The sequence below is a fragment of the Micromonospora sp. DT229 genome, assembly GCF_049844505.1.
GTDB lineage: Bacteria > Actinomycetota > Actinomycetes > Mycobacteriales > Micromonosporaceae > Micromonospora.
The window spans coordinates 1-25,787 of the sequence record NZ_JBNCLD010000011.1 but is presented as its reverse complement, the minus strand read 5'-3'; the positions used below and the strand labels follow the sequence as shown (position 1 = coordinate 25,787).

The 25,787-nt window shown below is 67.9% G+C and carries 25 protein-coding genes and 1 pseudogene; 16 read left to right on the top strand and 10 right to left on the bottom strand.

Features of this window, described 5'->3' with window-relative positions; all coding sequences use genetic code 11:
* Window positions 1-24: 24 nt before the first annotated feature.
* The 11 genes from ACLQ2T_RS18455 (at window position 25) to ACLQ2T_RS18405 (ending at window position 12,259) form a co-directional block, all read left to right on the top strand.
* The gene (locus ACLQ2T_RS18455) at window positions 25-1,191 is read left to right on the top strand and encodes a branched-chain amino acid ABC transporter substrate-binding protein (RefSeq protein ID WP_425767590.1); all 1,167 of its coding nucleotides are present in this window, start codon (window positions 25-27) and stop codon (window positions 1,189-1,191) included.
* A 102-nt stretch (window positions 1,192-1,293) separates the two neighbouring features.
* Window positions 1,294-2,247 carry a branched-chain amino acid ABC transporter permease gene (locus tag ACLQ2T_RS18450; protein WP_425767589.1) on the top strand — a complete coding sequence of 318 codons (954 nt, stop codon included), beginning with the start codon at window positions 1,294-1,296 and terminating at the stop codon, window positions 2,245-2,247.
* Complete coding sequence (locus ACLQ2T_RS18445) at window positions 2,244-3,353, top strand: branched-chain amino acid ABC transporter permease (RefSeq protein WP_425767588.1); 1,110 nt, start codon at window positions 2,244-2,246, stop codon at window positions 3,351-3,353. Before ACLQ2T_RS18450 ends, ACLQ2T_RS18445 begins: the two co-directional genes overlap by 4 nt.
* Complete coding sequence (locus ACLQ2T_RS18440) at window positions 3,346-4,194, top strand: ABC transporter ATP-binding protein (RefSeq protein ID WP_425767587.1); 849 nt, start codon at window positions 3,346-3,348, stop codon at window positions 4,192-4,194. The genes ACLQ2T_RS18445 and ACLQ2T_RS18440 overlap by 8 nt, the downstream gene beginning before the upstream one ends.
* The gene (locus ACLQ2T_RS18435) at window positions 4,178-4,894 is read left to right on the top strand and encodes an ABC transporter ATP-binding protein (protein ID WP_425767586.1); all 717 of its coding nucleotides are present in this window, start codon (window positions 4,178-4,180) and stop codon (window positions 4,892-4,894) included. Before ACLQ2T_RS18440 ends, ACLQ2T_RS18435 begins: the two co-directional genes overlap by 17 nt.
* A gap of 33 nt (window positions 4,895-4,927) precedes the next feature.
* Window positions 4,928-5,839 (top strand): ABC transporter substrate-binding protein, encoded by a 912-nt coding sequence (locus ACLQ2T_RS18430; protein ID WP_425767585.1) that lies wholly within the window; start codon window positions 4,928-4,930, stop codon window positions 5,837-5,839.
* A 1-nt stretch (window position 5,840) separates the two neighbouring features.
* Window positions 5,841-6,821, top strand: a complete 981-nt coding sequence (locus tag ACLQ2T_RS18425) for an amino acid ABC transporter permease (RefSeq protein WP_425767584.1) — start codon at window positions 5,841-5,843, stop codon at window positions 6,819-6,821.
* 110 nt (window positions 6,822-6,931) lie between these two features.
* Window positions 6,932-7,684 carry an amino acid ABC transporter ATP-binding protein gene (locus ACLQ2T_RS18420; RefSeq protein WP_425767706.1) on the top strand — a complete coding sequence of 251 codons (753 nt, stop codon included), beginning with the start codon at window positions 6,932-6,934 and terminating at the stop codon, window positions 7,682-7,684.
* 426 nt (window positions 7,685-8,110) lie between these two features.
* Window positions 8,111-8,488: a hypothetical protein gene (locus ACLQ2T_RS18415; RefSeq protein ID WP_425767583.1), complete on the top strand. Its 378-nt coding sequence runs from the start codon at window positions 8,111-8,113 to the stop codon at window positions 8,486-8,488.
* Window positions 8,489-8,823: 335 nt separating this feature from the next.
* Window positions 8,824-11,535: a DNA polymerase I gene (polA, locus tag ACLQ2T_RS18410; protein ID WP_425767582.1), complete on the top strand. Its 2,712-nt coding sequence runs from the start codon at window positions 8,824-8,826 to the stop codon at window positions 11,533-11,535.
* Between the two features lie 133 nt (window positions 11,536-11,668).
* Window positions 11,669-12,259 carry a hypothetical protein gene (locus ACLQ2T_RS18405; RefSeq protein WP_425767581.1) on the top strand — a complete coding sequence of 197 codons (591 nt, stop codon included), beginning with the start codon at window positions 11,669-11,671 and terminating at the stop codon, window positions 12,257-12,259.
* 58 nt (window positions 12,260-12,317) lie between these two features.
* Here ACLQ2T_RS18405 and ACLQ2T_RS18400 read toward each other — a convergent pair whose 3' ends face one another.
* The 8 genes and pseudogenes from ACLQ2T_RS18400 to ACLQ2T_RS18365 all read right to left on the bottom strand — a co-directional run bounded on the left by ACLQ2T_RS18400 (window position 12,318) and on the right by ACLQ2T_RS18365 (window position 17,462).
* Complete coding sequence (locus ACLQ2T_RS18400) at window positions 12,318-12,812, bottom strand: DinB family protein (protein WP_425767580.1); 495 nt, start codon at window positions 12,810-12,812, stop codon at window positions 12,318-12,320.
* 39 nt (window positions 12,813-12,851) lie between these two features.
* Window positions 12,852-13,274 carry a DUF3140 domain-containing protein gene (locus ACLQ2T_RS18395; RefSeq protein ID WP_327024944.1) on the bottom strand — a complete coding sequence of 141 codons (423 nt, stop codon included), beginning with the start codon at window positions 13,272-13,274 and terminating at the stop codon, window positions 12,852-12,854.
* Entirely contained in the window at window positions 13,261-13,479 is a 219-nt protein-coding gene (locus ACLQ2T_RS18390) for a DUF2945 domain-containing protein (protein WP_013734991.1), read from the bottom strand. The genes ACLQ2T_RS18395 and ACLQ2T_RS18390 overlap by 14 nt, the downstream gene beginning before the upstream one ends.
* Before the next feature lie 49 nt (window positions 13,480-13,528).
* Window positions 13,529-14,080 carry a Uma2 family endonuclease gene (locus tag ACLQ2T_RS18385; protein WP_425767705.1) on the bottom strand — a complete coding sequence of 184 codons (552 nt, stop codon included), beginning with the start codon at window positions 14,078-14,080 and terminating at the stop codon, window positions 13,529-13,531.
* Window positions 14,081-14,194: 114 nt separating this feature from the next.
* A pseudogene (locus ACLQ2T_RS18380) lies at window positions 14,195-14,497 on the bottom strand (SAM-dependent methyltransferase); the annotation flags it as partial.
* Between the two features lie 83 nt (window positions 14,498-14,580).
* A complete protein-coding gene (locus tag ACLQ2T_RS18375) occupies window positions 14,581-15,405 on the bottom strand; it encodes a class I SAM-dependent methyltransferase (RefSeq protein ID WP_425767579.1) in 825 nt (274 codons plus the stop codon).
* A gap of 132 nt (window positions 15,406-15,537) precedes the next feature.
* Complete coding sequence (locus ACLQ2T_RS18370; RefSeq protein WP_425767578.1) at window positions 15,538-16,035, bottom strand: SAM-dependent methyltransferase; 498 nt, start codon at window positions 16,033-16,035, stop codon at window positions 15,538-15,540.
* A 32-nt stretch (window positions 16,036-16,067) separates the two neighbouring features.
* Window positions 16,068-17,462 (bottom strand): Tat pathway signal protein, encoded by a 1,395-nt coding sequence (locus ACLQ2T_RS18365; RefSeq protein WP_377680464.1) that lies wholly within the window; start codon window positions 17,460-17,462, stop codon window positions 16,068-16,070.
* 262 nt (window positions 17,463-17,724) lie between these two features.
* Here ACLQ2T_RS18365 and ACLQ2T_RS18360 point away from each other — a divergent pair, with 262 nt between their 5' ends.
* The 3 genes from ACLQ2T_RS18360 to ACLQ2T_RS18350 all read left to right on the top strand — a co-directional run bounded on the left by ACLQ2T_RS18360 (window position 17,725) and on the right by ACLQ2T_RS18350 (window position 20,668).
* Window positions 17,725-18,375, top strand: a complete 651-nt coding sequence (locus ACLQ2T_RS18360; protein ID WP_425767577.1) for a hypothetical protein — start codon at window positions 17,725-17,727, stop codon at window positions 18,373-18,375.
* 2 nt (window positions 18,376-18,377) lie between these two features.
* Window positions 18,378-18,860, top strand: a complete 483-nt coding sequence (locus ACLQ2T_RS18355) for a helix-turn-helix domain-containing protein (RefSeq protein ID WP_204293279.1) — start codon at window positions 18,378-18,380, stop codon at window positions 18,858-18,860.
* A gap of 362 nt (window positions 18,861-19,222) precedes the next feature.
* A complete protein-coding gene (locus tag ACLQ2T_RS18350) occupies window positions 19,223-20,668 on the top strand; it encodes a UDP-N-acetylmuramate--L-alanine ligase (RefSeq protein ID WP_425767576.1) in 1,446 nt (481 codons plus the stop codon).
* A gap of 3 nt (window positions 20,669-20,671) precedes the next feature.
* Here the strand turns inward: ACLQ2T_RS18350 and ACLQ2T_RS18345 are convergent, their stop codons facing one another.
* The gene (locus tag ACLQ2T_RS18345; RefSeq protein WP_425767575.1) at window positions 20,672-22,069 is read right to left on the bottom strand and encodes a UDP-N-acetylmuramoyl-tripeptide--D-alanyl-D-alanine ligase; all 1,398 of its coding nucleotides are present in this window, start codon (window positions 22,067-22,069) and stop codon (window positions 20,672-20,674) included.
* A 270-nt stretch (window positions 22,070-22,339) separates the two neighbouring features.
* On the opposite strand from ACLQ2T_RS18345, the gene ACLQ2T_RS18340 reads away from it, so the two are divergent.
* The gene (locus ACLQ2T_RS18340; protein ID WP_425767574.1) at window positions 22,340-22,966 is read left to right on the top strand and encodes a hypothetical protein; all 627 of its coding nucleotides are present in this window, start codon (window positions 22,340-22,342) and stop codon (window positions 22,964-22,966) included.
* 195 nt (window positions 22,967-23,161) lie between these two features.
* A protein-coding gene (locus tag ACLQ2T_RS18335; protein ID WP_373307069.1) for an IS5 family transposase occupies window positions 23,162-24,000 on the top strand; the annotation gives its coding sequence in 2 pieces (ribosomal slippage) (window positions 23,162-23,527 and window positions 23,530-24,000; 837 coding nt in all).
* Between the two features lie 695 nt (window positions 24,001-24,695).
* Here ACLQ2T_RS18335 and ACLQ2T_RS18330 read toward each other — a convergent pair.
* Window positions 24,696-25,574 (bottom strand): IS5 family transposase, encoded by an 879-nt coding sequence (locus ACLQ2T_RS18330; RefSeq protein WP_425767573.1) that lies wholly within the window; start codon window positions 25,572-25,574, stop codon window positions 24,696-24,698.
* Window positions 25,575-25,787: the final 213 nt, after the last annotated feature.

Below are 25,787 nucleotides of genomic sequence, written 5' to 3'. Positions count from 1 at the left end.
ATGGGACTGAGGAGGGTTCGGGCCTTGAGGCAGAAGCTCGCACGTTTGGTCGGTGGGGTGGCGATCGCCGCGCTCGCTCTTGGCGGTACGGCCGCCTGCAAGTCTGACAGTGGAACCGACGAGGCCAGCGGCGGTGACGGCTGCGGCAGCAAGATCGCCTTCTTCGGCGCGCTGACCGGCCCGAGCGCGGCGCTGGGCATCAACATGAACGGCGGCGTCAAGCTGGCCGTTGACAAGTACAACAAGGAGAACGCCGACTGCCAGGTGACCCTGGTGCCGCTGGACTCCCAGGGTAACCCGGAGCAGGCGCCGGGTCTGGCCCAGCAGGCGATCGACGACACCAAGATCCTCGGCATCGTCGGTCCGGCGTACTCGGGTGAGTCGGAGGCCGCCAACCCGCTGTTCTCCGAGGCCGAGCTGGTCCACATCACCCCGTCGGCGACCCGGCCGAGCCTGGCCGACCAGGGCTGGAAGACCTTCTTCCGGGCGGTCGGCAGCGACTTCAGCCAGGGTCCGGCCGCCGGTCGGTACATCAAGGACGTGCTGAAGGCCGAGAAGGTCTTCGTCATCGACGATCAGTCCGCGTACGGCGCCGGCCTGGCCGACGAGGTCAAGAAGGTCCTCGGTGCCGCGGTCGTGGACAGCGACAAGGTCCAGGGCGACGGCAAGCAGAACGACTTCTCGGCCACCGTCACCAAGGTCAAGTCCTCGGGCGCGACCGCGATCTTCTACGGCGGCTACTACCAGGAGGCCGGCCTGATCCGCAAGCAGCTCACCGCTGCCGGCGTCAACGCCACCCTGGTCGGCGGCGACGGCGTCAACGACGCCGCCTACATCGAGGGCGCCGGTGCCGCGGCGGCCGAGGGCACCATCCTCACCTGCCCCTGCCAGCCGGCCACCGAGGCGCGCGGCAGCTTCGTCGAGGACTACAAGGCCCTCAACGGTGCCGACCCGGGAACCTACAGCGACACCGCCTTCGACGCGGCGAACATCCTGCTCGCCGGTATCAAGGCCGGTAACACCACCCGCACCAAGATGCTGGAGTTCGTGAAGGGCTACAGCGGCGAGGGTGTCGCGGCGAGCTACAAGTTCACCGAGACCGGTGAGCTCGACCCGGCTCAGGTGAAGGTCTGGGCGTACAAGGTCGTGGGCGGCAAGGTTGTTCCGGACCAGGAGGTCCCGAAGGCCTGACCGGTCCCGTAACGGTTCCGCTGTGATCGTGGGGTGCGGCCGGGGAGCACCTTTCCCGGCCGCACCTTCACTGTCTTCCCTTCCTGTACGGAGTGCCCTTCCTTGAACTTCAACGCCCTATTCTCCGATTTCGGGGGATATACGATAACCGGGCTGACGGTGGGCGCCATTTATGCCCTCGTCGCGCTGGGTTACACGCTGGTCTACGGCGTGCTGAGACTTATCAACTTCGCCCACTCCGAGGTCTTCATCGCCGGCGCTTTCGCCGCCATCTGGGGTTGGGCCGCACTCGGTCTGGGTCGTGACTCGGTAGTCACCGGCTTCGGCTCGATCCTGCTTTATCTGCTGGTCGGTGCACTGATAGCGGCGGCGGCGTCCGCCGCAACCGCGACGGTGGTCGAACGGGTGGCGTACCGGCCGTTGCGTAAGCGCAACGCCCCACCGCTGGCCTTCCTGATCACCGCGATCGGCGCCTCGATCGCGATCGCCGAGGCGTTCGGTATCTACACCCGCCGGCTTCCGGTCGGTGCGCCCACGATCGTCCGGCCCGACCTCGTGCTGTTCGAGGCCTTCGGTACGGAAGTGACCCTGGTGCAGGTGCTGGTCATCGTCTCGGCGTTGGCGATGATGGTGGCGCTGGACCTGTTCATCAACCGCAGCCGTATCGGTCGGGGCATCCGCGCGGTCGCGCAGGACCAGAACACCGCGGCGCTGATGGGCATCAACAAGGACCGGATCATCCTGGTGGTCTTCATCATCGGTGGTGTGATGGCCGGTGTCGCCGGGATGCTCTACGACATTCGGATCGGCACCCTGACCTACAGCGTCGGCTTCCTGCTCGGGTTGAAGGCGTTCACCGCGGCGGTTCTGGGCGGCATCGGCAACCTGCGCGGTGCGCTGGTCGGTGGACTGCTGCTCGGCCTGGTCGAGAACTACGCGTCGGCCGTGTTCGGCGCGAACTGGAAGGACCTGGTCGCCTTCGTCGTCCTGGTCGTGCTGCTGATGTTCCGGCCGACCGGTCTGCTGGGCGAGTCGTTGGGGAGGGCCCGCGCATGACAAGCGTGAGGGAATGGATCTACGCAGGTCGCCACGCGGTGGGTGAGCGCTGGCACAACGCACCCCGGTGGATGCGCTGGTCCGTCATCGCGGCGGTGATCGTGTTCTTCTACGCATTGCCGAACCGGGAGTTCTACCAGTGGCTCGGGCCGATCCCGACCACCGGGTCGAACTTCGGGCAGGTGCTCTTCACCGTCTCCATCTACGTGCTGCTGGCGGTCGGTCTGAACATCGTGGTCGGTTTCGCCGGCCTGCTCGACCTCGGCTACTTCGGCTTCTTCGCCGTCGGCGCGTACACGGTGGCGGTGTTGACGTCGCCGAGCAGTGATCTCAAGACCCTCTGGCCGTGGCTGTTGGCCCTGCCGGTGGCGCTCGGGCTCACCATGATTTCCGGCGTGATGTTGGGTACCCCGACGCTGCGGCTGCGTGGTGACTACCTGGCCATCGTGACGCTCGGCTTCGCCGAGATGATCCGGGTGGCGGCGACCAGCTCGGAGTTCCTCAAGGGACAGCGGGGCTTCAACCAGATCCCGCACCCGCCGGGCAGCTACTCCGACGGCAAGCCGATCTTCGGCGTGCTCGACCCGCGGCCGTACTACTGGCTGGTGCTCACGCTGATCATCCTGGTGGTCATCGGGGTGCGCAACCTCAACCGCAGCCGGGTCGGCCGGGCCTGGATCTCGATCCGGGAGGACGAGGACGCGGCGCAGCTGATGGGTGTGCCGACGTTCAAGTTCAAGCTCTGGGCGTTCGCCTCGGGCGCGTTCATCGGCGGTCTGGCGGGGGCGCTCTTCGCCGGTAAGCAGAACTTCGTCAGCTCGCAGAACCTGGAACTGCTCAACTCGATCATCATCCTGGCCGCGGTCATCCTCGGCGGCTCGGGCAACATCGTCGGTGCGATCGTCGGTGGTGGCCTGGTGGCGTACATGATCGAGCGGTTCCGCGGCATCGAGTTCTTCGGCATCGAGCTGTACGAGTACCGATTTATGTTCTTCGGCCTGGTGCTGGTGATCATGATGATCTTCCGGCCACAGGGCTTGATTCCGAACCGACGAAGGGCGGCGGAGTTCAAGGACCGTCGCAAGGAGGTGATCGTCGGTGGGTGAGACCGTGCAGAAGCCGACCGTTCCTGAGCAGGCCGGCGCCCCGGCGGTGGAGTCCACCGCCAAACGGGAGCCGCTGCTTGAGGTCGACCACGTCACGCTGCGTTTCGGCGGCGTGGTGGCCCTCAACGACGTGAACTTCACCCTCTACAAGGGTGAGATTCTCGGGCTGATCGGCCCCAACGGTGCCGGGAAGACCACCTGCTTCAACGCGATGACCGGCATCTACCAGCCCTCCGAGGGTGAGATCCGGTTCCGTGGTGAGCGGATCACCGGCAAGAAGAAGCACCACATCACCAAGATGGGCATGGCGCGGACGTTCCAGAACATCCGCCTGTTCCCGGAGATGACTGCGCTGGAGAACATCCAGGTGGGCGCGGACGCGCACCACAAGACCAGCGTGCTGTCCGCGCTGTTCCGGCTGCCCCGGCACCGCCGGGAGGAACGCGACGGGCTGGAGAAGGCCGAGCGGCTGCTGGACTTCGTCGGTATCCCGCACCGGATGCACGACCTGGCCCGCAACCTCTCGTACGGCGAGCAGCGCCGGTTGGAGATCGCGCGGGCGCTGGCCACCGACCCGGTACTGCTCTGCCTGGACGAGCCGGCTGCCGGCTTCAACCCGGCCGAGAAGGAGGAGCTGCTCCAGCTCATCCGCAAGATCCGGGACCAGGGCGTCACCGTGCTGCTCATCGAGCACGACATGCGCCTGGTCATGGGAGTGACCGACCGGATCGTGGTGCTGGAGTTCGGAAAGAAGATCGCAGATGGGCTCCCCGCCGAGGTGCGTGAGGATCACCGGGTGATCGCGGCTTACCTGGGGGTGCCGGATGACGACGCTGCTTGAGATCGAGGACGTCAGTCTGCTCTACGGGCGGATCAAGGCGCTGCACGGCATCAGCCTGACCGTCAACGAGGGCGAGATCGTGGCCCTGATCGGTGCCAACGGCGCCGGCAAGTCCACCACGATGCGGGCCGTCTCCGGCATCCGTCCGATCGCCTCCGGGCGGATCGTGTTCAACGGCGAGGACATCAGCAAGCTCCGGGCCGACCTTCGGGTGCGGCGCGGGCTGTGCCAGGCACCCGAGGGCCGGGGCATCTTCCCCGGCATGACGGTGATGGAGAACCTGGACATGGGTGCCTACACCCGCCGGGACCGCAGCGAGGTGGCCAAGGACCTGGCCAAGGTGCTGGAGCTGTTCCCCCGGCTGGCCGAGCGGCGCAAGCAGGTCGGTGGCACGCTCTCCGGCGGTGAGCAGCAGATGCTGGCGGTGGGTCGGGCGTTGATGAGCCGGCCCAAGCTGCTGCTGCTCGACGAGCCGTCGATGGGTCTGGCGCCGATGCTGATCCAGCAGATCTTCAGCATCATCACGGAGATCAACCAGCAGGGCACCACGATCCTGCTGGTGGAGCAGAACGCACAGCAGGCTCTGGCTCGGGCGCACCGCGCGTACGTGCTGGAGACCGGCCGGATCGTCAAGGAAGGCACTGGGGCCGACCTGCTGCACGACCCGGCCGTCAAAGAGGCCTACCTCGGCGTGGCCTGAACGGGCGTCACCCCTCTTCGCAAGGAGTACGACATGTTCAACCTCAAGGGTCGTCGCCGGGCCGTCATCGGTGTCGCCGGTGCGGCGCTGCTCACCTTCTCGATGGCGGCCTGCGGCGAGCAGGAGAGCAGCAACGAGCCCGGTACGGGTCCGTCCGTCTCGGCCGCGCCGGACAACGATCTCGCCGCCAAGGTGCCCGACGCGATCAAGGCCGATGGTGTGATCAAGGTCGGCACCGACGCGACGTACGCCCCGGCGGAGTTTCTGGACAACGACGGCCAGACCGTGATCGGCTTCGACGTGGAGCTGTTCAACGCGGTCGCGCAGAAGCTCGGCCTGAAGGCGGAGTACGAGTCGGCGCCGTTCGACGCGATCCTGCCGGGCGTGCAGTCCGGCAAGTACGAGATCGGTGTCTCCTCGTTCACCATCAACGCCGACCGGTTGCAGACGGTGAACATGGTGAGCTACTTCTCCGCCGGCACCCAGTGGGCCACCAAGGCCGGTAACCCGGCCCAGGTGGACCCGGACAACGCCTGCGGCAAGAAGATCGCCGTGCAGGTCGGCACCGTGCAGCTCGACGACATCACCGCCCGGTCGAAGGCGTGCACCGACGCCGGAAAGCCGGAGATCAACATCGATCAGTACCAGGCGCAGAGCGACGCGACGGCCGCCGTGGTCAGCGGCAAGAACGACGCCATGCTGGCCGACTCGCCGGTCGGCGCGTACGCGGTGAAGCAGAGCAACGGCCAGTTGGAGGTGCTCGGCGACATCTACGAGTCGGCGCCGTACGGCTACGCGGTCCCCAAGGACCAGGCCGCGTTCGCCGAGGTGCTGAAGGAGGCCGTGCAGGCGGTCATCGCCGACGGCAGCTACAAGGCGGCCCTGGAGAAGTGGGGCGTCGAGGGTGGGGCCATCACCACGTCGGAACTGAACCCCGCCAGCTGACATGTCACTCGACACCGATTCACCCGAACGGGCACGGCCGGAACCCATCCAGGCCGTGCCCGTGCGGCATCCCGGGCGGTGGATAGCCGTCGCCGTGATCGGGGTGCTGGTCGCCATGTTCGTGCACCTGCTGGTGACGAACGAGGCGTTCAACTGGTCGTTCATGGTCGACAACATGTTCCGGCCGCCGATCATGGCCGGTGTCCGAGGCAGCCTCGCGCTGCTGGTGACCTCCATGCTGATCGGCATCGTGCTGGGCGTCATCCTCGCGATCATGCGACTGTCGGGGAACCCGATCCTGCGCGGCGTCGCGTGGGCGTACACCTGGTTCTTCCGCGCGGTGCCCCGGTTGGTGCTGGCGATCCTCTTCGGCAACCTGGGCCTGCTGTGGTCCCGGATCGAGATCGGGTTGCCCTTCGACCGGCAGATCGGCGCGCTGTTCGGGGTGCAGGACTTCCAGGCGCGGCTGTTCGGCTTCTCGGCGCGGGATCTGCTCACCGGCTTCGTCGCCGGCATGCTGGCACTCGGCCTGTCCGAGGCCGCGTACATGGCGGAGATCGTCCGGGCCGGCATTCAGTCGGTCGACGAGGGACAGACCGAGGCGGCCCAGGCGCTGGGCATGACCCAGGGGCAGATCCTGCGCCGGATCGTGCTGCCGCAGGCGATGCGGGTGATCGTCCCGCCGACCGGCAACGAGACCATCGCGATGCTCAAGGACACCTCGCTGGTGGCCTTCGTGCCGGTCTCCACCGAGCTGTTCTTCCAGCTGAGAGCCGTCGGTAGCCGAACCTTCCAGGTCTTCCCGATGCTTGTCGCGGCGACCCTGTGGTACCTGCTGTTGAGCAGTGTGCTGCTGGTCGGGCAGTACTACCTGGAGCGACACTTCGCCAGGGGCAGCGGTCGCGCCGGTCAGGCCAAGGTCCGGCTGCGGGGCATGGCGGTCGGTGGCGGCGGCGCCACCGGAGGGGCAGGGGGCGTATGACGCAGGCGAGCGTACCGGCCCAGTCCGGTGCCCCGGTGCAGTCCGGTGTCCCGGCTCAGTCCGGTACCCCGGCTGAGGCTGGTGTCCCGGCTCAGGCCGGGGTCGGGCCGATGGTGCGGGCCGAGCAGGTGCACAAGTCGTTCGGCTCGATCGAGGTGCTCAAGGGCATCGACCTTGAGGTACGCGCCGGGGAGGTGTGCTGCCTGCTCGGGCCCTCCGGTTCGGGCAAGTCGACCTTCCTGCGCTGCATCAACCACCTGGAGAAGATCAACGCCGGCCGGATCTGGGTGGACGGCGACCTGATCGGCTACCGGCAGCGCGGCAGCAAGCTGCACGAGATGCGGGAGAAGGAGGTCGCCGCCCAGCGCCGGGCCATCGGCATGGTGTTCCAGCGGTTCAACCTCTTCCCGCACAAGACCGCCCTGGAGAACGTCACCGAGGCACCCCTGCTGGTGCGCAAGGAGAAGCGGTCCGAGGTCCGCGACCGGGCAGTGGCACTGCTGGAACGGGTCGGGCTGGGCGACAAGCTGGGCAACTACCCGAGCCAGCTCTCCGGCGGCCAGCAGCAGCGGGTGGCCATCGCCCGGGCCCTGGCCATGCAGCCCAAGCTGATGCTCTTCGACGAGCCGACCAGCGCACTGGACCCGGAACTGGTCGGCGAGGTCCTCGACGTGATGAAGGACCTGGCCCGCGACGGCATGACGATGATCGTGGTCACCCACGAGATCGGCTTCGCCCGCGAGGTCGGCGACTCCCTGGTCTTCATGGACGGCGGCGTAGTGGTCGAACAGGGCAACCCCCGCGAGGTAATCGCCAACCCCCAACACGACCGCACCAAAACCTTCCTAGCCAAGGTCCTCTAACCCCACCCCCACCCCTCTTGACCCGCGTTGACCATGAGGTTGACGGCAGTAGTTGATCTCCAAGCTGCCGTCAACCTCATGATCAACGCGGTTGAACGGGGTGGGGCCTGGGGCGTGATGGTGGGAGCCGGGCGGTGGGTTGCCGCGCCGTTCCGGCTTTGGGTGTGGGCCGTCGTGGCGGCGGGAGTTGTCGTGATGTCCCTGTCGCCGTTGCTGTCATTTGGCCATGGCGTCCGGGGTTCGTCATCCCGCCTACCCCCTGGGCGGCAGGTACTGCGGGCGCGAACGCGGTGATGTCGGACTTGTGTGCTTGTTGTCATCAGATACTCGGCATCTGTCTTTATGGATTCGTTATCAGAGCGGGTCAGTGCAAGATCTCTGGGTCGCATAGGCTTCAGGCATGTTGATCAACGAATGGGGGAGTTGATGAAGAAGTCTGCAAAGCGTATCGGGGTGCTGGTTTCGGCATCTGTGATGGCGATTTCCGGCAGCCTTGTTGTTGCCGCGGCACCTGCTTCTGCCGCGTCTTGCGAAGCGGGTCTCGGCCTTCCTTGGAAGGCTGTCGACGGTCGCATCTACACGTCAGGTCGCATGTTCGGCGACGGCTGCCAGAGCGGCGATTTCATCATCTCCCTCGACAAGAAGGTCGGAGGGGTCTGGCGTTCGCAGGCCAAGAGCAAGCCGTTCAAGCGCAACGGTAGTGGTGCAGCCTCGGCTCCGTGCAGCTCGGGCACCTGGAGCGCCTCGATCCTGAGGAGCGGCGTGGTTGTCCTCAGTACGGGCGACGCCAAAATCACCTGCTGACGTACGACAAGAGACCAGTCCGATGACTGTTCATCGGCTGAGGGTCGGGTAACACTTCACCCTCCCTGTCCGGCCGCCGAATTAAGGTGGCCGGACAGGGAGGGTGATTCGGTCAAGGACTATTCCGTTTGGCGGAGGGGTCAGTTCGGGGCGTGAATGTGTTTGGCTGCGTTCTTTCTCGCCGAATTCGGTGACGAGAACAACGTGGTTCAGACCAGATGGCGGTCGTCGGAGTCCCGCGCTGTGTCGAGGTACGCCTTCGGTCCGACGGAGTCGTCTGCCGTCCAACCGTGTCCGGATCGAGTGTGTCGGGGGTGCGGGCTAGAGTCGCTGCCGTGACAGCTACTACGCCGCGCCTGCTTCTCGTCGACGGACACTCCCTGGCATACCGGGCCTTCTTCGCCCTGCCGGTGGAGAACTTCTCCACCACGACCGGGCAGCCGACCAACGCGGTGTACGGCTTCACCTCGATGCTGATCAACGTGCTTCGGGACGAGCAGCCCACCCACATCGTGGTCGCCTTCGACGTGTCCCGCCGCTCCTTCCGCACGGAGAAGTACGCGGAGTACAAGGCCGGCCGCAGCGAGACCCCGACCGACTTCAAGGGCCAGGTCAGCCTGGTCAAGGAGGTCCTCGCCGCGCTGCGGATACCGGTGGTGGAGAAGGAGGGCTACGAGGCCGACGACATCATCGCCACCCTGGCCTGCCAGGCCCGCGACCAGGGCATCCCGGTGCTGATCTCCACCGGCGACCGGGACGCCTTCCAGCTCGTCGACGAGCAGATCACCGTGCTCTACCCCCGTAAGGGCGTCTCCGACCTGGCCCGGATGGATCCGGCCGCGGTCGAGGCGAAGTACGGTGTCGGCCCCGGCCGCTACCGGGATCTGGCCGCCCTGGTCGGCGAGACCAGTGACAACCTGCCGGGAGTGCCCGGTGTGGGCCCGAAGACCGCCGCCAAGTGGATCAACACCTACGGCGGGGTGGAGGGCATCATCGCCCGCGCCGACGAGATCAAGGGCAAGGCCGGCGAGAGTCTGCGGGAGCGGCTCGCCGACGTGATCCGCAACTACGAGATCAACTGCCTGGTCGCCGACCTGGACCTGCCGATCCGCCCCGAGGACGCCCGCTGGCCGGGGTGGGACCGGGAAGCGGTGCACCAGGTCTTCGACACCCTCCAGTTCCGCATCCTGCGCGACCGCCTCTACCAGTACCTCGACGCGGTCGAGCCGGAGGCCGAGGCGGGCTTCGAGCTGGCCGGTGAGGTGCTCACCGCGCCGGGCGCCCTGGTCGGTTGGCTGGACACGTACGCACCGGCGGAGGCTGCCGCCGATCGTCCGGTCGGGTTGGCGGTCAAGCTGGACACCGGCCCCAACCGGCGGCACACCGCCAGCGTCACCGGCCTGGCCCTGGCCACCGCCACCGGCGCGGCGGCCTGGTGCGATCCGAGCACCCTCGACCCTGCCGACGAGGCGGCCCTGGTCGGGTGGCTGGCCGACGAGACCCGCCCCAAGGTGCTGCACGACAGTAAGCCCGCCGTGCTGGCCTTCGCCGCGCGCGGCTGGTCCCTGGCCGGCATCGCCCGGGACACCCAGATCGCGGCCTACCTGGCCCGCCCCGACCAGCGCTCCTACGACCTGACCGACCTGGCCCTGCGCTACCTGCACCGCGAGCTGCGGGTCGACGCCCCGGAGGACGGCCAGCTCACCCTCGACGGGCTGGGTCCGAACGGCCAGGCCGAGCAGAACCTCATGCTGCACGCCCGGGCCACCCTGGACCTGGCCGACGCGATCGACGCCGAGCTGTCCCGCGACGGCGAGCAGTCCGCCCGGCTGATGGCCGGGGTGGAGTTGCCGTTGATGCGGGTACTGGCCGGCATGGAGCGCGTCGGCATCGCCGCCGACACCGACTACCTGTCCGAGTTGGAGGCGCACTTCGCCGCCGAGGTGAAGGCCGCCGCCCAGGGGGCGTACGCGGTGATCGGTCGGGAGTTCAACCTGGGCTCGCCGAAGCAGCTCCAGGAGATCCTCTTCGGTGAGCTGAACCTGCCGAAGACCAAGAAGATCAAGACGGGTTACACCACCGACGCCGACGCGCTGCAATGGCTCTACGCCCAGACCGAGCATCCCCTGCTGCACCACCTGCTGCGTCACCGGGACGTGGCACGGCTCAAGTCGACGGTGGACGGTCTGCTCAAGTCGGTCTCGGACGACGGGCGCATCCACACCACCTTCAACCAGACGGTGGCCGCCACCGGTCGGCTCTCCTCCACCGAGCCCAACCTGCAGAACATCCCCATCCGTACCGAGGAGGGACGGCGCATCCGCCGCGCCTTCGTGGTGGGGGAGGGGTATGAATGCCTGCTCACCGCCGACTACAGCCAGATCGAGATGCGGATCATGGCGCATCTCTCCGGTGACGAGGCGCTGATCGAGGCGTTCAACTCCGGGCACGACTTCCACGCGGCCACCGCCTCCTCGGTCTTCGCCGTCCCGGTCGCCGAGGTCAGCCCGGACCAGCGGCGCAAGATCAAAGCTATGAACTACGGACTGGCGTACGGGCTGAGCGCCTTCGGCCTGTCCCAGCAGCTCGGCATCACCGCCGAGGAGGCGCGCGGGCTGATGGAGGTCTACTTCGCCGGGTTCGGTGGGGTCCGCGACTACCTGCAGGAGGTGGTCGCCCGGGCCCGCCAGGACGGCTACACCTCCACCATCCTGGGCCGCCGCCGCTACCTGCCCGACCTGGTCAGCGACAACCGGCAGCGCCGGGAGATGGCCGAGCGGATGGCCCTCAACGCCCCGATCCAGGGCTCGGCGGCCGACATCATCAAGGTCGCCATGCTGCATGTCGACACCGCCCTGCGCGACGCCGGTCTGCGGTCCCGGATGCTGCTCCAGGTGCACGACGAACTGGTCTTCGAGGTGGCGCCGGGGGAACGGGCGACCCTGGAGGAGTTGGTCCGCCGCGAGATGGGCGGGGCCTACCCCCTCTCCGTCCCGCTGGAGGTCTCGGTCGGTGAGGGCCGCGACTGGAACAGCGCCGACCACTGACATCCCGCCCGGCATCCCTGGTACGAAAGTGCCCCCAGAAGGGCGTTTTCGTACCAAGATCTTTCCGGCGCCGTCGAGGGAGCGGGCGGGGAGGGCGAGGTGAGCGGGTGCCTGTGCGGGGAGATGAGCTGACGTGGGTACCGATATCGCAGGTGGGGTGGAGATCCGCCCCTGCGGCCCAGGGTCGCCATGGCTGCTGACCGACCTCAGCCTGGATGACCTACCTCGCGACTACGACGCCTTCGGGCTGCTGTTCGGTGTGCGGAACTACGCCGGGTTCGATCCGGTCGCGCCCGGTCGTGGCCTGCCGGACGACGCCAGCCCGGACCTGCTCGCTCTCCAGTCCGACGACGAGCACGATCACACCTGGGTGACCTGGACCCAGTTGGCCCACATCGACTGGAACGCCCTGGCGCCGCGCGTCGACGACCGGATCCACGAGCACGAGTTGACCGGCGACGGCCCGCGATTCATCGGCAAGGCCGGCCACCACGGGCACGCCTGGCGGGCAGTGGCCGGCGAACACGCCGACCCCCGGGGCAGCAGCTATCCGGAGGGGACCCAGTGGCGCGCCGGAGGCCGGATGTGGCGGGTCGAGCGGCTCCGTCAGGCGGACGTGTTGCGCGTCGATCCGCAGTTGTGCGCACTCTTCGACGCCATGCGCGATCTCGCCGAACGGCTTGGCGGCGACAACGTACGGCTGGTGGTCTGGTTCGACAGTTGACCCGACGGCCGGTCAGCCGACGACCGGCAGCACCACCCCGGGTGGCAGGATCGAGGGATCAGCGGCCGGTGGCGCCGTCGAGGAGTTCCCGCAGGATGTCGGCGTGCCCGGCGTGCCGGGCGGTTTCGCTCGTCATGTGGGCGAGCACCCAGCGCAGCGTGCGGGGTTCGTCGTTCACCGGACTGGCGGTACGGGCGTCGAGGCCGCCGGCCGCGATGATGTGCGTGTCGCTCTCGGTGATCGCGTTCCGGTAGTCGGCGATGACCTCGTCCGTACGGCGGTCCGGCGCGACCACCATGCCGAAGTCGACCTCGGCGTAGCGCGGGTCCCCGGCGAGGGTGTATCCGAACCAGTACCGCTCGGCGGCGGTCAGGTGCGCGACCAGTCCCAGCAGGGTGGTGTCCGACACCACCAACCGCCGTCGCAGTTGCTCGTCGTCCAGCCCGTCGACCTTCTTCAGCAGGCAGGATCGGGCGAAGGACAGAAACGCCAGGGCGGTGTCCAACTCGCCGTCGTCGTTGAAGGGCACAGCTTCACGTTGGGACTCCAGCATGGACCGACCCTAGGCGACCAGGCGCCTGCCCGGCAGCCGTCAGGCCGGTCGGGGCCGGCGGGCCTTCGGCGGAGCCCCGTGCCGTTGGAGGGCCTTGCGGGAGGGGCCGCCGGGCGGCGGCAGTTTGGCCTTGACCGGGTCGTGCCCCCAGTTCATCAGGGAGTAGCGCCACCGGGTGGCCCGTACGTCGCCGCTGGGCCGCTGGGCCATGTGCCGCCGGACGTACCCGACGACCTTGCGCATGTGTTTGTAGTCCGCCTCGGTGAGCTGGTCGCGTTTGCGCCGCAGCAGGTCGATGATCCTCCGGCCGGACTGGTGGCCGACCGACTCGCCGCCACCCTTGTGCCAACCGACCTGTTTGGACTCCTCGGTCTCCAGCCAGGTGGACAGCTCGCCGGGCTTCATGTTCACCGCCTCGGTGAACTCCCGGTAGGTCTGGTCGGGATCGTCACGACCGCTCACGACGCAACACCTCCGGCCGGTGGGCGACGTCCCTGCCCGAGTCGTCGTTGGTGATCCGGTACTGCGGATCCTCCGGGGAGGCGTTCACCGGGTGTCCTCGGACATGGGTGCGTTCGGTGAGCTTCTCCTTGACGACCCCGTACGCCCGGCCGCTGTGGCTGGCCCAGGAGACATGGTCGCCGGTGTGGAACTCCGTGTCGGCCATGCCGCCGGTTACCCGGGGTCGCCGGAGGAAAACGACCAGCTGGTACGGGCTACGGGACGATCTCGGCGATCGGCAGTTTGATGTCGAAGGGCTCGGTCAGCTCGATCAGGTCGGCGCTGTCCGCGGCGAGCTCGTACTGTCGTTCCCCGCCCGGCCCGATCCGGTCACCGAGCCGGTACGCGTACAGGTGCACCGGGTCCTGTTCGATGCGCCAGTAGAACGGGATGCCGGCGGCGGCGTACTCACCCGGCTTGGCGAACCGGTCGACCCGCCGGGTGCTCGGCGAGACGATCTCCACGGCCAGGACCACGTCCGCCGGCCGGAGCCGGGACCGCTCAGCCGGCAGCCCGGCGCGGTAGAGCACCACGTCCGGTTGCCGGCTGGTGTTGTGGCTGAGGGCCACCCCGACCGCCTGGGTGGCGTGCAACTGGGCCGGAGTGTGGGAGTGCAGCCAGAGCCACAAGAGGCTGGAGATGTTCTGGTGGCCCAGGGTGGGGGAGGGTGTCACGTGAATGACTCCGTCGACGAGTTCGACGCGGGGGGCGTCGTCCGGCAGGGCGAGCAGGTCCTCCAGCGTGTAGTCGGCACGCTGCTGCCGCATCGGATCCGGACACCAGGGGCCAGGTGATGTCGGGATGGGCTCGGCGCTCATGAGGCCGAGCGTACCGCCGCTGATGGCCCGCCAGGTCGCACCGGGAGTGCGGTGCGGCTTCGCTCAGTCGGCGGGTTTCTCGCTGACGAAGATGGCGGTGCCGGGGAAGAGGCGGCCTCGCAGCGGGCTCCACTGCCCCCAGACCCCCTCGTGTCCCTCCGGCCACTCAGGTTCCACCAGGTCCAGCAGCCGGAATCCGGCCCCGACCAGCTCGCGGACCCGGTCGCCGAGGGTGCGGTGCTGTTCGACGTAGCTGGCCGCGCCCTGCTCGTCCTGTTCCACGTACGGGCGGGTGTCGAAGTACGAGTGCACCGCGGTCAGCCCGCCCTCGCCCGGGTCGTCCAGGAAGATCCAGCGCATCAAGTGGATATGATCTTGCACTATCAAAAACGCCTGGTCATGCCTGGTGATATCTCCGCGACGTGCCCTGCCGCTCTTCGTGTGCTAGGTCACACGGCGGCTGGACGGCGGGCTACGAAGATGGCGGTGCCAGGGAACAGCCGACCGCGAAGCGGGCTCCACTGGCCCCAGACTTCCTCGTGCCCCGGCGGCCACTCCGGTTCAACCACGTCACAGAGAATGAAGCCGGCGGCCGTAAGCTCTCGGACGCGATCGCCGAAGGTGCGGTGCGCCTCGACGTAGGTAGGCACTCCTGTCGAGTCCTGTTCGACATACGGGCGGCGGTCGAAGTATGAGTGGACAGCCGTTAGGCCGGCCTCGCCGGGATCATCGAGAAAAATCCAGCGCATCGGGTGAGTAACGGCAAAGACCCATGCCCCACCGGGGCGCAGCACCCGGAACACTTCGCGCATGAGCGCTTCGGAGTCTGCGACGAACGGGACAGCGCCGAACGCGGTATGCACCGTATCGAAGGTGCCCGCCTGAAAAGGCATCGCCAGGGCGTCGGCTTGTACGAGCGGCACATGCACGCCCGAGCGTTCGGCGGCCAGCTTGGCGTGCCGCAACATGCCGGTGGAAAGGTCCAGCGCCGTAACGTCGGCCCCTTGGACGTCTAGCCAGCGTGAGCCCGCAGCCGCGCCGCAGCCTATCTCCAGGACTCGTGCTCCCTTCACGTCGCCGAGCAGCCTTGCATCTGCTTCGCGTAGGCCCTCAGGGCACCACACAAGGTCAACGTCTCCGAGGAAAGCGCCGTGCTCTTCCTGGTAGCTGTCAGCGTCCTCATCCCACCAATGCCGGCTCGCCGCCCTGCCTTCTAGATCTGAAACAGCGCGGCGGGTGACACGGGCTTCGGGGGATTGTGAGGGCTCGGTCAAGTTGAATCCGATCGTGATTGTGGGTGACGGGCAATCCGTAGGGGTGTCTATCTTTGCAGGTAGACACCCCTACGGCTTCATCGGTAGTGGCCGGTTTCGTTTAGTCTGTAGGAGTTCGGGCTCACACCGGACTCACTTTGCTTGGGCCTCTGCGGGATCTGCGAAGTACAGTCCGAGCATCTGAGTCGGCCAGGCCGGTTGCTTGACCTCGCCGCGTGGGCCGAACTCTGAGAACCATGGCTTGATGTCCAGGACAGGCGTGCCATCTACGGCGTCTAGTTCCTCGACATGCAGGTCAAGGCCGTCGACCTTGACCAGGCGGCAGCGGGACACGCCCAACCAGTTGATGCGACGCATGTTCCGGTGGCCGAAGATGCCGACTTCTGGCCATTCCGGGTTGTCTCTAGGGCGGCGTGCACCCAGGTTCAGATCGGTCGGATCGGTGAGGTGGAATCGAAATACGATCTCAAGGTGAGAGAAGTCCTCTAGCCCTCTGGTGGCTGCTGGGGTGAACAGCTCACGATCGACTCGAATAATGGCCCTACTTCCACCCCAATAGTCATCCGTCGGCTCGGATCTTCCGCCTATGACCCGCGCAATTGATTCCACGGCGAACTTCTCGGCTGCCATTCCAGTCTCCCGCTTCTGTTGCTGGCTGTCGTTTAGGCGAAAGTTGAGAGGTAGCTTTTGGCGCGTGCATCCACGTCTCGGACTGCTCGGACGCTGCGGCGTCTGTAGGGGGAAAGGATGGCGCGCATCTCGGCGGCAACCTCGCGCGTGCGGCCCGATCGGACGCCTTCCATTGCATCGAGGGCACGGGACCACGTTGCGCAGGCTTCTTCGATCTCGCCCTGCCTAGCCTGGACGGCTCCCATATATCCGAGCGTGACGGCGTGGGTCCGAGTGAAGGTTGACGCCTTGCGCGTCCTGACGCTGCGGCGAAACTGAGTCGTTGCGCCGGCCAAGTCACCGGTGTCGCGCAGCGCGCAGGCCGTCTCATGCGCAAGGCTCGCTTCACCGAAGAAGAAGACGCGGCCGGGCTCATCGTCTCCGCCGGTGGCGGCGGAGAGGTCGTCCTCGGCTCGGAGGAGTGCGCGAGCCGCCTTTTGCGTTTCGCCGTTTACTGCTAGTGCGCGTGCGTAGACCACTCCAAGCAAGGCTCGTTCTCGTGGAGCTGCCGCTTTGTACCGTTCGCCGTCGACGGATGCCGAGGCGAGGTTGAGAGCACGCTTGCGGTGGCCGAGGTCGATGGCTTGGTGTGCCATCGCGCGCAGTACATGGCCTGCCATTGCTGGATTGTCGGCTTCTGCGGCCAGTTTGACGGCGATGTTGAAGTAGTGCTGAGCCACGTTGTGTTCGCCGTTGTCGAATGCCATCCAGCCGGCGAGGTAGGAAAGCTCGCTGGCGGCGGTGAACATGTCGCGCCTCAGAATGTCGTCGGCGTAGCGTCCGTAAAGAAAGCTTGCCACGTCGGAGCCGAGGTATTGGACGACAGCCGAGCGAGCATGCCCGCCGCCCCGACGCTGGTCGACGCGGGAAAACAGGGACATCATGTCGTGCACCGCGTCTACGTCGCCCCGGCTCACGGTCCTGCCGCCTGCCGCACCGCGCGCTCGGCCACGTTCGGCCATTTGCGACCACCAACGATCGGAGGGCAGAGTCAGCGCAGCGAGCGAATAGGCGGCGGTGCTGAGAACGCGCCTACGTTCAGCGTCCACGTCGACTCTCCCGAGTTCGGTTAGCGCTGCCAGCGTATCGACTCGCCATCCGAGCATGTCCTTGGAGGACAGCGGCGGGGCGGGCAACCCGATCTCGTCGAGGGTGATCACCCGGCCGAGCTTCCGTGACAGTGCCTCGCACAGCAGCATGGGTGCCCGCCCAGAAGGCTTGGAGCCTGCTATCCAGTGTGAGACGTGGGAGCGGCCGACTCCGGCGAACTCGGGGGCATTGCTCTCCTTCGCGACGCGGACGAACGCGCGCGCCACCTCGGCGTGCGACATGCCGGCCTCGGTGATGACGGCTGCGAGCTTGGCGTTGCCGGATCGCGCTTGCGGCACGTTGCACCCCCGCTAGAAGTTGATCTTTCACCGCGTTCACCGGTTCGAGGTGCGTCACAGCGTACCTACCGCCCGTGGTTTGCGGTTCGCTACAGGTACGCCGGACCACGACCGATTTGGTGGATGAGTCGCCTGGTCGCACTGGCCCTGCGTACGGAACCTCAAGAGACGTGATGGTTCGCGCACCGCTGCGGAGTGCGCGTATCCCTCGCCTTACCCGTGTGTCGCCGAGACAAGCAATGACCAGGAACGGATTTACATCGTGGCGTATCAACCGGGACCAAACGATCTGTTGCGCGCGGCGCGGCTGGCGCTGCGGTCCCCTTCGGGGTCGGGCCGGCCGATGTCGCGGCAGGAGTTGGCGGAGGCTGTCAATGCGTGGTTGTACGAGCACGCGGGGCGTCGGTTCGCTATCCATGCCGGCTACATCGGCAATCTTGAACGTGGTACCACTCGGTGGCCGTCTGCGCACTACCGCACGGGGTTACGCGCGGTGCTTGGCAGGGCCACGGATGCGGAACTCGGCTTCTTCATCATCCAGGGGCACGCCAAAGATCGCGACACGAGCATGGTGGGGCAGGCTCCGGCCACCGGGCGGCCTGACGCAGGGGCCGACATCTGCCCGGCGAGTTCACCGGCAGCTACCGGTCAGAGTGCCACCGCTCCCGGCGGGTTACCGGTTGCGTCGGCCGGCGCGGCGGCGGTGCGGGTCAGCGTCGGCTCGGGCGCGGCCTCGGTTATGTGGCACGAGGGGTCGCCCGGCTGCATCACGTTGGTGGCCGGTCCGCTCCGGGTGCTGATCGACGTGTCGGGCGTTGGCGTTGGTCTGGTCGACGCTGCTCCGGCTGTGGCCGGTGCGGATGCGGGCCGTGGGGCGCGGGTGTACTCGTTGGCTGAGCGACGGGCGCAGTAGCGATGGCTGCCGTCACGCCTTCACACGCCACGGCGCAGCGCGTGGCGATCAAACCGGCCCCTGAGTCCCTGACGCCTGGCGTTGTCGCGGATGCTCGTCGGTCGTTGGGGGGTCAGTTGGCGGTGACCCGTAAGGCTGTTGGTGTCACTCAGGTGCGGCTTGCGCGAATGGTGCAGTGGTCGCGAAGCACTGTGGCCAATGTGGAGACTGCGCGCCAGTTGGCCCCACGGGAGTTCTGGCTTGCCTGCGACGTGGCTTTGGGCGCGGGTGGGCTGCTGGTGGCGGAGTGGGCGCGTACTGACGCGCTGGCACGTCGCCTGCGGGAACAGATGGTGTCGGAACTTGTTCGGCAGCGCCTTACCCAGTCACCGCCGATGTGCGTGTGCCGGGATCTGCGGCGGCTGCTCGACCTGGCGAACTCGTCGCGGTCGCTTGGGATCTCCCCCGCCGCTGTCATTTCAGGAGACGGAGCCGGTCATGGATGACGACGACGCGGATCTGATCCGTCCCCGGCACCGGCCACATCGGTCGCGTCGATTTCCCGGTGGTAGGCCGTGTGCCTGTCCGTCGTGCCGCACAACGCGAAAGCGGCAGCGCAAACCGCCGGACCTGGCAGGGCCGTCCGCTGATTCCCTCCCGGCTCCTGCTGTACCCCTGCTGCCGCCTGCTGCGGCGGGGCTGAAGGACTGGCCGACGCAGATCGATTGGACTCGCGCGGCCGAGCTGGTGACCCGGGGCCAGCTTGGGCGCGCGCAAGGAATCGCACGAGTGGAAGGAGTGAATTCCTCTCGCACGTCAGCTCATGGCACCAACTCGTCAGCTCTGACTCAGAAGGAGACACGGCACCATGACCGACACGATCACTGGTAACCCGACGATCGAGGCGTACACCGGCCCGATCGACCTGTCCCGTCCGCACTTCGTGGGCGTTGGAGGCTGCGCGATGTCCGGCCTGGCGCGGCTGCTGGCCGAGCTGGGTCACGAGGTCAGCGGCAGCGACCTGCACGACTCGGCCGCTTTGGCAGCGCTGCGCGCGGCGGGCGTGCGAGTCCAGGTCGGACACGACGCGGCGCGCGTCGAGGGCGTGAGTTGCGTCGTCTACACCACGGTCGCGCGGAACGCGGCGGAGGTGCGTGCGGCCCGTATCGCCGGCATCCCGGTGGTGCACCGGGCGCAGGTGCTCGACGCATTGGCCGCCGGGCGGCGGCTGGTGGCGGTGTCCGGCTCGCACGGCAAGTCCACCACGGCGGGGATGCTCGCTCACGTCCTGCGCGCCCTCGGGCAGGACCCGACCTACCTGATTGGGGCTGACCTGACCGGGGCGGGTTCTGGCGCCCACCTCGGCGCGTCCGGGCTGATGGTGGCGGAGGCGGATGAGTCGGACCGGTCGTTTCACTTCCTCAGCCCGTCGATCGTGGTCATCACGAACGTGACCGACGATCACCCGGAGAACTTCGCCAGTCACGCCGACGTGCTGCGGGCCTACGTCGAGTTCGGCGGTCGGGTCGCGCCGTCCGGCGTCCTGGTCGTCAACGCCGATTGTGTGGGCGCGGCGGTGGCGGCCGACGTGATCGCCGACGAGCGGCCCGATCTGACGGTGCTGCGGTACGGGCGGGACCGGACGGCGGACGTGCGGCTGTTGGACGTCAACGCCGAGGGGTGGAGCGCGTCCGCGACGGTCCGGATGCCCACCGGCGCGGAGGTCGTCCTGACTCTGCCGACTCCGGCGGCGCACCACCTGGACAACGCGGCGGCGGCGGTGGCGTGCGCGGCGACGCTGGGTCTGGACCCGGTGGAGGTGGCCGGGGCGGCGTGCACGTTCGGCGGGGTGCGTCGCCGGTTCGAGCACATCGACACGCGGGCCGGGGTGACGGTGATTGACTCCTACGCCGATCACCCGAACGAGATCGCCGCCGACCTGGACGCCGCGCGCACGCTGGCGCGGGGGCGGGTGTTCGTGGTGTTCCAGCCGTCCGGACACGCCCGCGTGCTGGCCTTTGACGACCGCATCGGCAGCCTCCTGGCGGACAAGGCCGATCACGTCCTGCTTCTGGACGTGCACGGCACCGTCCCGGTGGGACGGCCGGTGGCGGACTCGCGGGGGATCATGGCGCGGTTGCGTGAGGGCCGGTACTGCCTGCCGCTCGGCCCGGACCACGCGGCCCGGGTCATCGCGCGGATGGCCGGGCGCGGTGACGTGGTGGTGACGATGGGAACCGGTGACGTGACCGGCTACGGCGCGGCGATCCTGGGCACCCTGGGCAGCCGATCCGAGGTCGCGCTGTCCGCGTGACCCCTATGCCTGGGCGGTGACAGCGCCGGGCTCGTCGTTCAGCTTGTCCGCGAGCGCGAGGAGCCCGGCGCTGTTTGCTGCCTTCACCAACACGACATCGCCCGGACGTAGCCCGTCGCGCAGCATCTCCCACGCCTCGGCCACGTCCGCCGCCCGATCCACGGTGGTGCCGGTGCCGGCGGCTCCGGCCGCGTACTGTGCGGCGTCGTCCCCGCCGATCGCCACCAACCATCCGGCCCCGATCTCGGCCACCTGCTGCCCGATCTCCCGGTGCACCTGGGGGGCGTGCTCGCCCAGCTCGGCCATCTCACCGAGCACCGCCACGGCCCGCCGGCCGTCCCCGGTCATCGCGTGCAGGGCGCGCAGAGCGGCACGCATGGCGTCGGGCGCGGCGTTGTAGGCGTCGTTGATGACCGTCACGCCATCTGAGCGGGTGGTGACCTGCATCCGGCCCGGCGACACCGCCTCGGCTTGCGACACCGCCTCGGCTACCGCCTCGATCGGATGGCCCAGACCGAGGGCGACGGTGGCGGCGGCGAGCGCGTTGGACGCCTGGTGCAGCCCGTAGAGGCGCAACCGCACCTCGGCGGCCTGGCCGTCGTGCACGAGCCGGAACCGGGCGCGGCCCAGCTCGTCCACGCTGACGCTCTCGGCGCGCACGTCGGCGGGTTGCTCGATGCCGTAGGTGAGCACCCGGGCGAGGGTGCGGGATGCCATCGCGGTCACCAACGCATCATCGCCGTTGAGCACTGCCAGCCCGCCGTCCTGCGCCGAGGGCAGCGCTTCAACGATCTCCCCCTTGGCCTGGGCGATGTTCTCCACCGACCCGAACTCGCCCAAGTGCGCGTGCCCGACCCGGGTGACGACGCTGACCGTGGGCGGGGCGATACGGGTCAGGTAGGCCACGTGCCCGACGCCCCGCGCGCCCATCTCCAACACTAGGTAGCGGGTGTCGGTGGTGGCGCGGGTGACCGTGTACGGCAACCCAAGCTCGTTGTTGTTCGACGCCCGGTTAGCCACGGTCGGGCCGAACGCGGGCAGCACCTGGGCGAGGATGTCCTTGGTCGAGGTCTTGCCCACCGACCCGGTCACCCCGATCACCGTGGTCTGCGGCAGCCGGTCCACCATCGCGCGGGCCAGCCGTCCGTAAGCGGTGGGCACGTCCTCCACGACCACCGCCGGCACCCCGACCGGCCGCGACGCCAGCACGGCGACCGCGCCCGCCTCGATCGCCTGGGCGGCGTAGTCGTGCCCGTCGACGCGCTCACCGGGCAACGCCACGAACATGCCGCCGGGTTCCACGCGCCGGCTGTCGAACACCACCGGGGCCGTCACCGTCACCGGGCCGGCGGCGTCGTGAACGGCTCCGCCGACAACGGTCGTGATCTCTTGCAGAGTCATCGGAAGCACGGGATGAACCTACCGTGCGCGGTGCGCGGGGTAGGTGGTCACCGGGGGGTGTAGCCGAATCGTGGGGCCTGTCCGGCTGGTAGCCGCTGACAAAAGCTCGACTGGCGCGATGTCAACTGTCGCTAGCGCTACTGGCAGTGTGCCAAGCTGTGATTTATGTACCGCATCTCGGCTGTCCGTCGCCGGAGCGTGTGGGCTCGACGGCAGGCGCGTCGGCGTTCGCGTTCGGGGCGGTGGGTGTTACCGAAGCCCCGTACACGGGTGGCGTGGGCGTCGTGGGTTGATGACCTGCGCAATCTGTGGTCCGAGATCGCTCATGATCAGGTGTGGCGGGCTCAGTCGGAAGGTGCGGACGCGCCGGTGAAGGTGCTGCCGGTGGGTGATCCGGCGGTGCCGTTCGGTCAGCGTGCTGCGGAGCCTCGGGGGTTGTCGGAGGCGGCGCGGCGTCGTCGGGCGTTGGCCGATCAGGTGGTCAATGCTCTTGCGAATCAGCCGACGATCGACCCGTGGCGCGCCGGAACGGATGTCATCGTGCAACAGGTGTTGCCCGCTCGGTTGGGTGATGATCCGGCGATGCGGCAACCCTTTGTAGAGGCTGCCGCTGTGGTGGAGCGTGGCGGCCCGGGTGTGCTGCGAGTCGTTCCCGGTGACGGTGGGGTGGCGCTGCGCGTGCACGGGCCGTCGTGGTCGCTGGTGTTCCGGGTCAGTCCTTTCGTGGACGCGATTGTGGTGTTCGTGGATGCGACGTCCCGCTACGGGTGGCGGGTTGAGGACGACACCGAGTCGCGGGAGCTGATCGAGGAAGCGGTGACGCAGGTGGTGGCGGAGGCGGCCCGTTACGGGTGGGGCGGGGACAAGCACCCCGCGACGGTCGCTCCGGTCGCTTGATGGCCGGTCGGCCGCCTCGTGGGTGTGGTGCGCGTTCACGGGGGCGGCCGGACTAGGCGTCTAGGGCCTGTGTCGAAGTCGGTGCCGGGGCTTGAGCTGCCGGCTTGAGGATCTTCGCGTGTCGGTGTTCGTGATGTAGCGAGGTCTCCGGTATCTGGTTCAGCGACCAAGCAGAACCCGAACACCGGAGACCTCGTGGACACCCTAGCGGTGGCGAGGCGGCATGACCTGACCGACGCTCAGTGGGTGGCGCTGGAGCCGCTGCTGCCCGTGGGGCGTGGGCCAGGTCGGCCGTCGGCATGGACGAAACGGCAGCTCATTGATGGGATTCGGTGGCGGACACGGGTCGGTGCCCCGTGGCGGGACATGCCGGAGTGCTACGGGTCCTGGGCTGCGGCGTACGGGCTGTTTCGGCGTTGGCAGCGTGATGGGACCTGGGCGAGGATCCTGACCGTGTTGCAGGCCCTGGCTGACGCGTCCGGGCGCGTCGTGTGGGACGTGTCGGTAGACTCGACGGTCGCCCGAGCGCATCAGCACGCTGCTGGGGCGCGTAAAAGGGGGATCTGCAGGCTGAGTCGCCGGGCGGGACCACGGTCGAGCCGACCGACCACGCGCTCGGGCGATCGCGGGGCGGCCTGACAACGAAGGTGCACCTGGCGTGTGAGCAGGGGCAGAAGCCGTTGTCGATCGTGGTGACCGCCGGGCAGCGCGGAGACAGCCCCCAGTTCGTCGCGGTGCTCGACGGTATCCGGGTGCCCCGCCTGGGTTCGGGGCGGCCCCGGACTCGCCCGGACCGGGTCCTGGCTGACAAGGCGTACACGTCGAAGGCCGACCAAGACGCCAACCGGCGCAAGAAGGGATCCAAGGGCGGTCGACCCCCGGCCTTCGACTCACAGCGGTACAAGCAGCGTCACGCCGTGGAGTGCGACATCAACCGCCTCAAACGCCACCGCGCCGTGGCCACCCGGTTCGACAAACTCGCCGTCCGCTACGAAGCCACCATTCACATCGCCGCGATCAACGACTGGCTGTGACCGGACCCGGCACCACACGAGGTGGAGGCTCGCACGCTCGCTGCCATGGGCTGCCCTGGAGAGCGAGGGGAAACCTGCCCGTCGAATTCGCTGGTCGGCTGTCTGCACGGAGAAGTTGACGGACAGCGGCTCCGGTGTGAAGGCAGTTGCGCACTCGAGCGTGACCTCGACGTCGATCCAACTCGTTCCGCCCGGGCGGACCAGCCAGGATTGGCCTGTACCACGTACCAGGACGCCCGGTTTCCGTGCCTCATCTACCTGCACTATGACGGGTGCCTGGCCGGCGTTGAACAACACCAGTTGCGCATCGAGTCGCACCGTCCCGACGCCGTTCAAGCTTCCCCAACTGTTGGACGGGCCTGGTAAGGCCACCAGTGTGACGGTGCTGGCCTCGGCCCGTTCCTCGCGAGAACTCCACACCTCGGCACCGCCGACGCTACCGAGCGCCAAGCCGACTACCAAGGCAACGACCATATAGGCAGCGCCCTTCCGTCCGGGCCTAACTCCGGCGGAGAGGCCCCCATCCGAGTCACCAAGCTCAGCGCCATGCATGTCCAAATCGATGACTCCATGGCTCGCCGTCATGGCGACAGACTAGGGGTTGGTCTTGCCCGAGTTTGGTCAGCGTGGCGGAATGCCGTGATCAGGCCCTCGCCGACTTTGATACAGGCCCTAAGGCGTGTTTCATAAGCCGGTCAGAGCCACTCGGTGATGATCGTGATGGTCAGGACGGCTTGGAAGCGGACTGCGAGCTTCTCGTAGCGGGTGGCGACGCCGCGGTGGCGTTTGAGTCGGTTGATGCCGTTCTCGACGGCGTGGCGTAACCGGTAGAGATCCTTGTCGAAGGTGGGTGGGCGCCCGCCCTTGGAGCCTTTGGCTTTGCGGTGGGCGTCCTGGTCGCTCTTGCTGGGGATGCAGGCCCTGATCCCGCGTGAGCGCAGGTATCGGCGGTTGCCGCGGCTGGTGTAGGCCTTGTCGGCCAGGACCAGGTCGGGGCAGGTACGGGGCCGGCCGACGCCGAGGCGGGTCACGCGGATGCGGCGCAGGACGGGGATGAACTGCGGGCTGTCACCGCGGTGCCCGGCGGTCACGATCAGGGAGAGGACTTTCTGGCCCTGCTCGCAGGCCAGGTGGGTCTTGGTGGTCAGGCCGCCGCGTGACCGGCCCAGCGCGTGGTCGGCGGGCTCGTCGTGCACGCCGCCGGGCGGTTCCTTCTGCAGATGCCCGTCGGTGCGGGCGCCCGCGGCGTGCTGGTGGGCGCGGCTGGTCATCGAGTCCACGCTGACCGTCCAACCGATTCGGCCCCGCCTGTCACCGGCGGCCTGCAACGCCGACAGGATCTTGTCCCACGTGCCGTCGCGCTGCCACCGCCGGAACAGGCCGTAGACGGTCGGCCAGGGCCCGTACTCGGCCGGCACGTCCCGCCACGGGGCGCCGATCCGGATCCGCCACCGGATCCCGTCTATGAGCTGCCGTTTCTCCCACTTCGGCGGACGGCCCGTGGCCGACGGTGCAGGCAACAGCGGAGCCAGAACAGCCCACTGCCCGTCGGTCAGGTCATGCCGCCTCGTCACCGCTACGCTGGCCACGAGGTCTCCGGTATGAAGTTCTTGCTTGGTCGCAGAACCAGATACCGGAGACCTCTTCAGTTATCGATCACCGCCACGCCGTGACCTCGACACCGCCAGCCTGACTTATGAAACACGCCTTAGAGCGTGTCTCGGGTGGCGGTTGGGCGGCCTGGTCTGGTAGATCTTTTCTACTGTGGACGAGCGGTTGATCCTGCA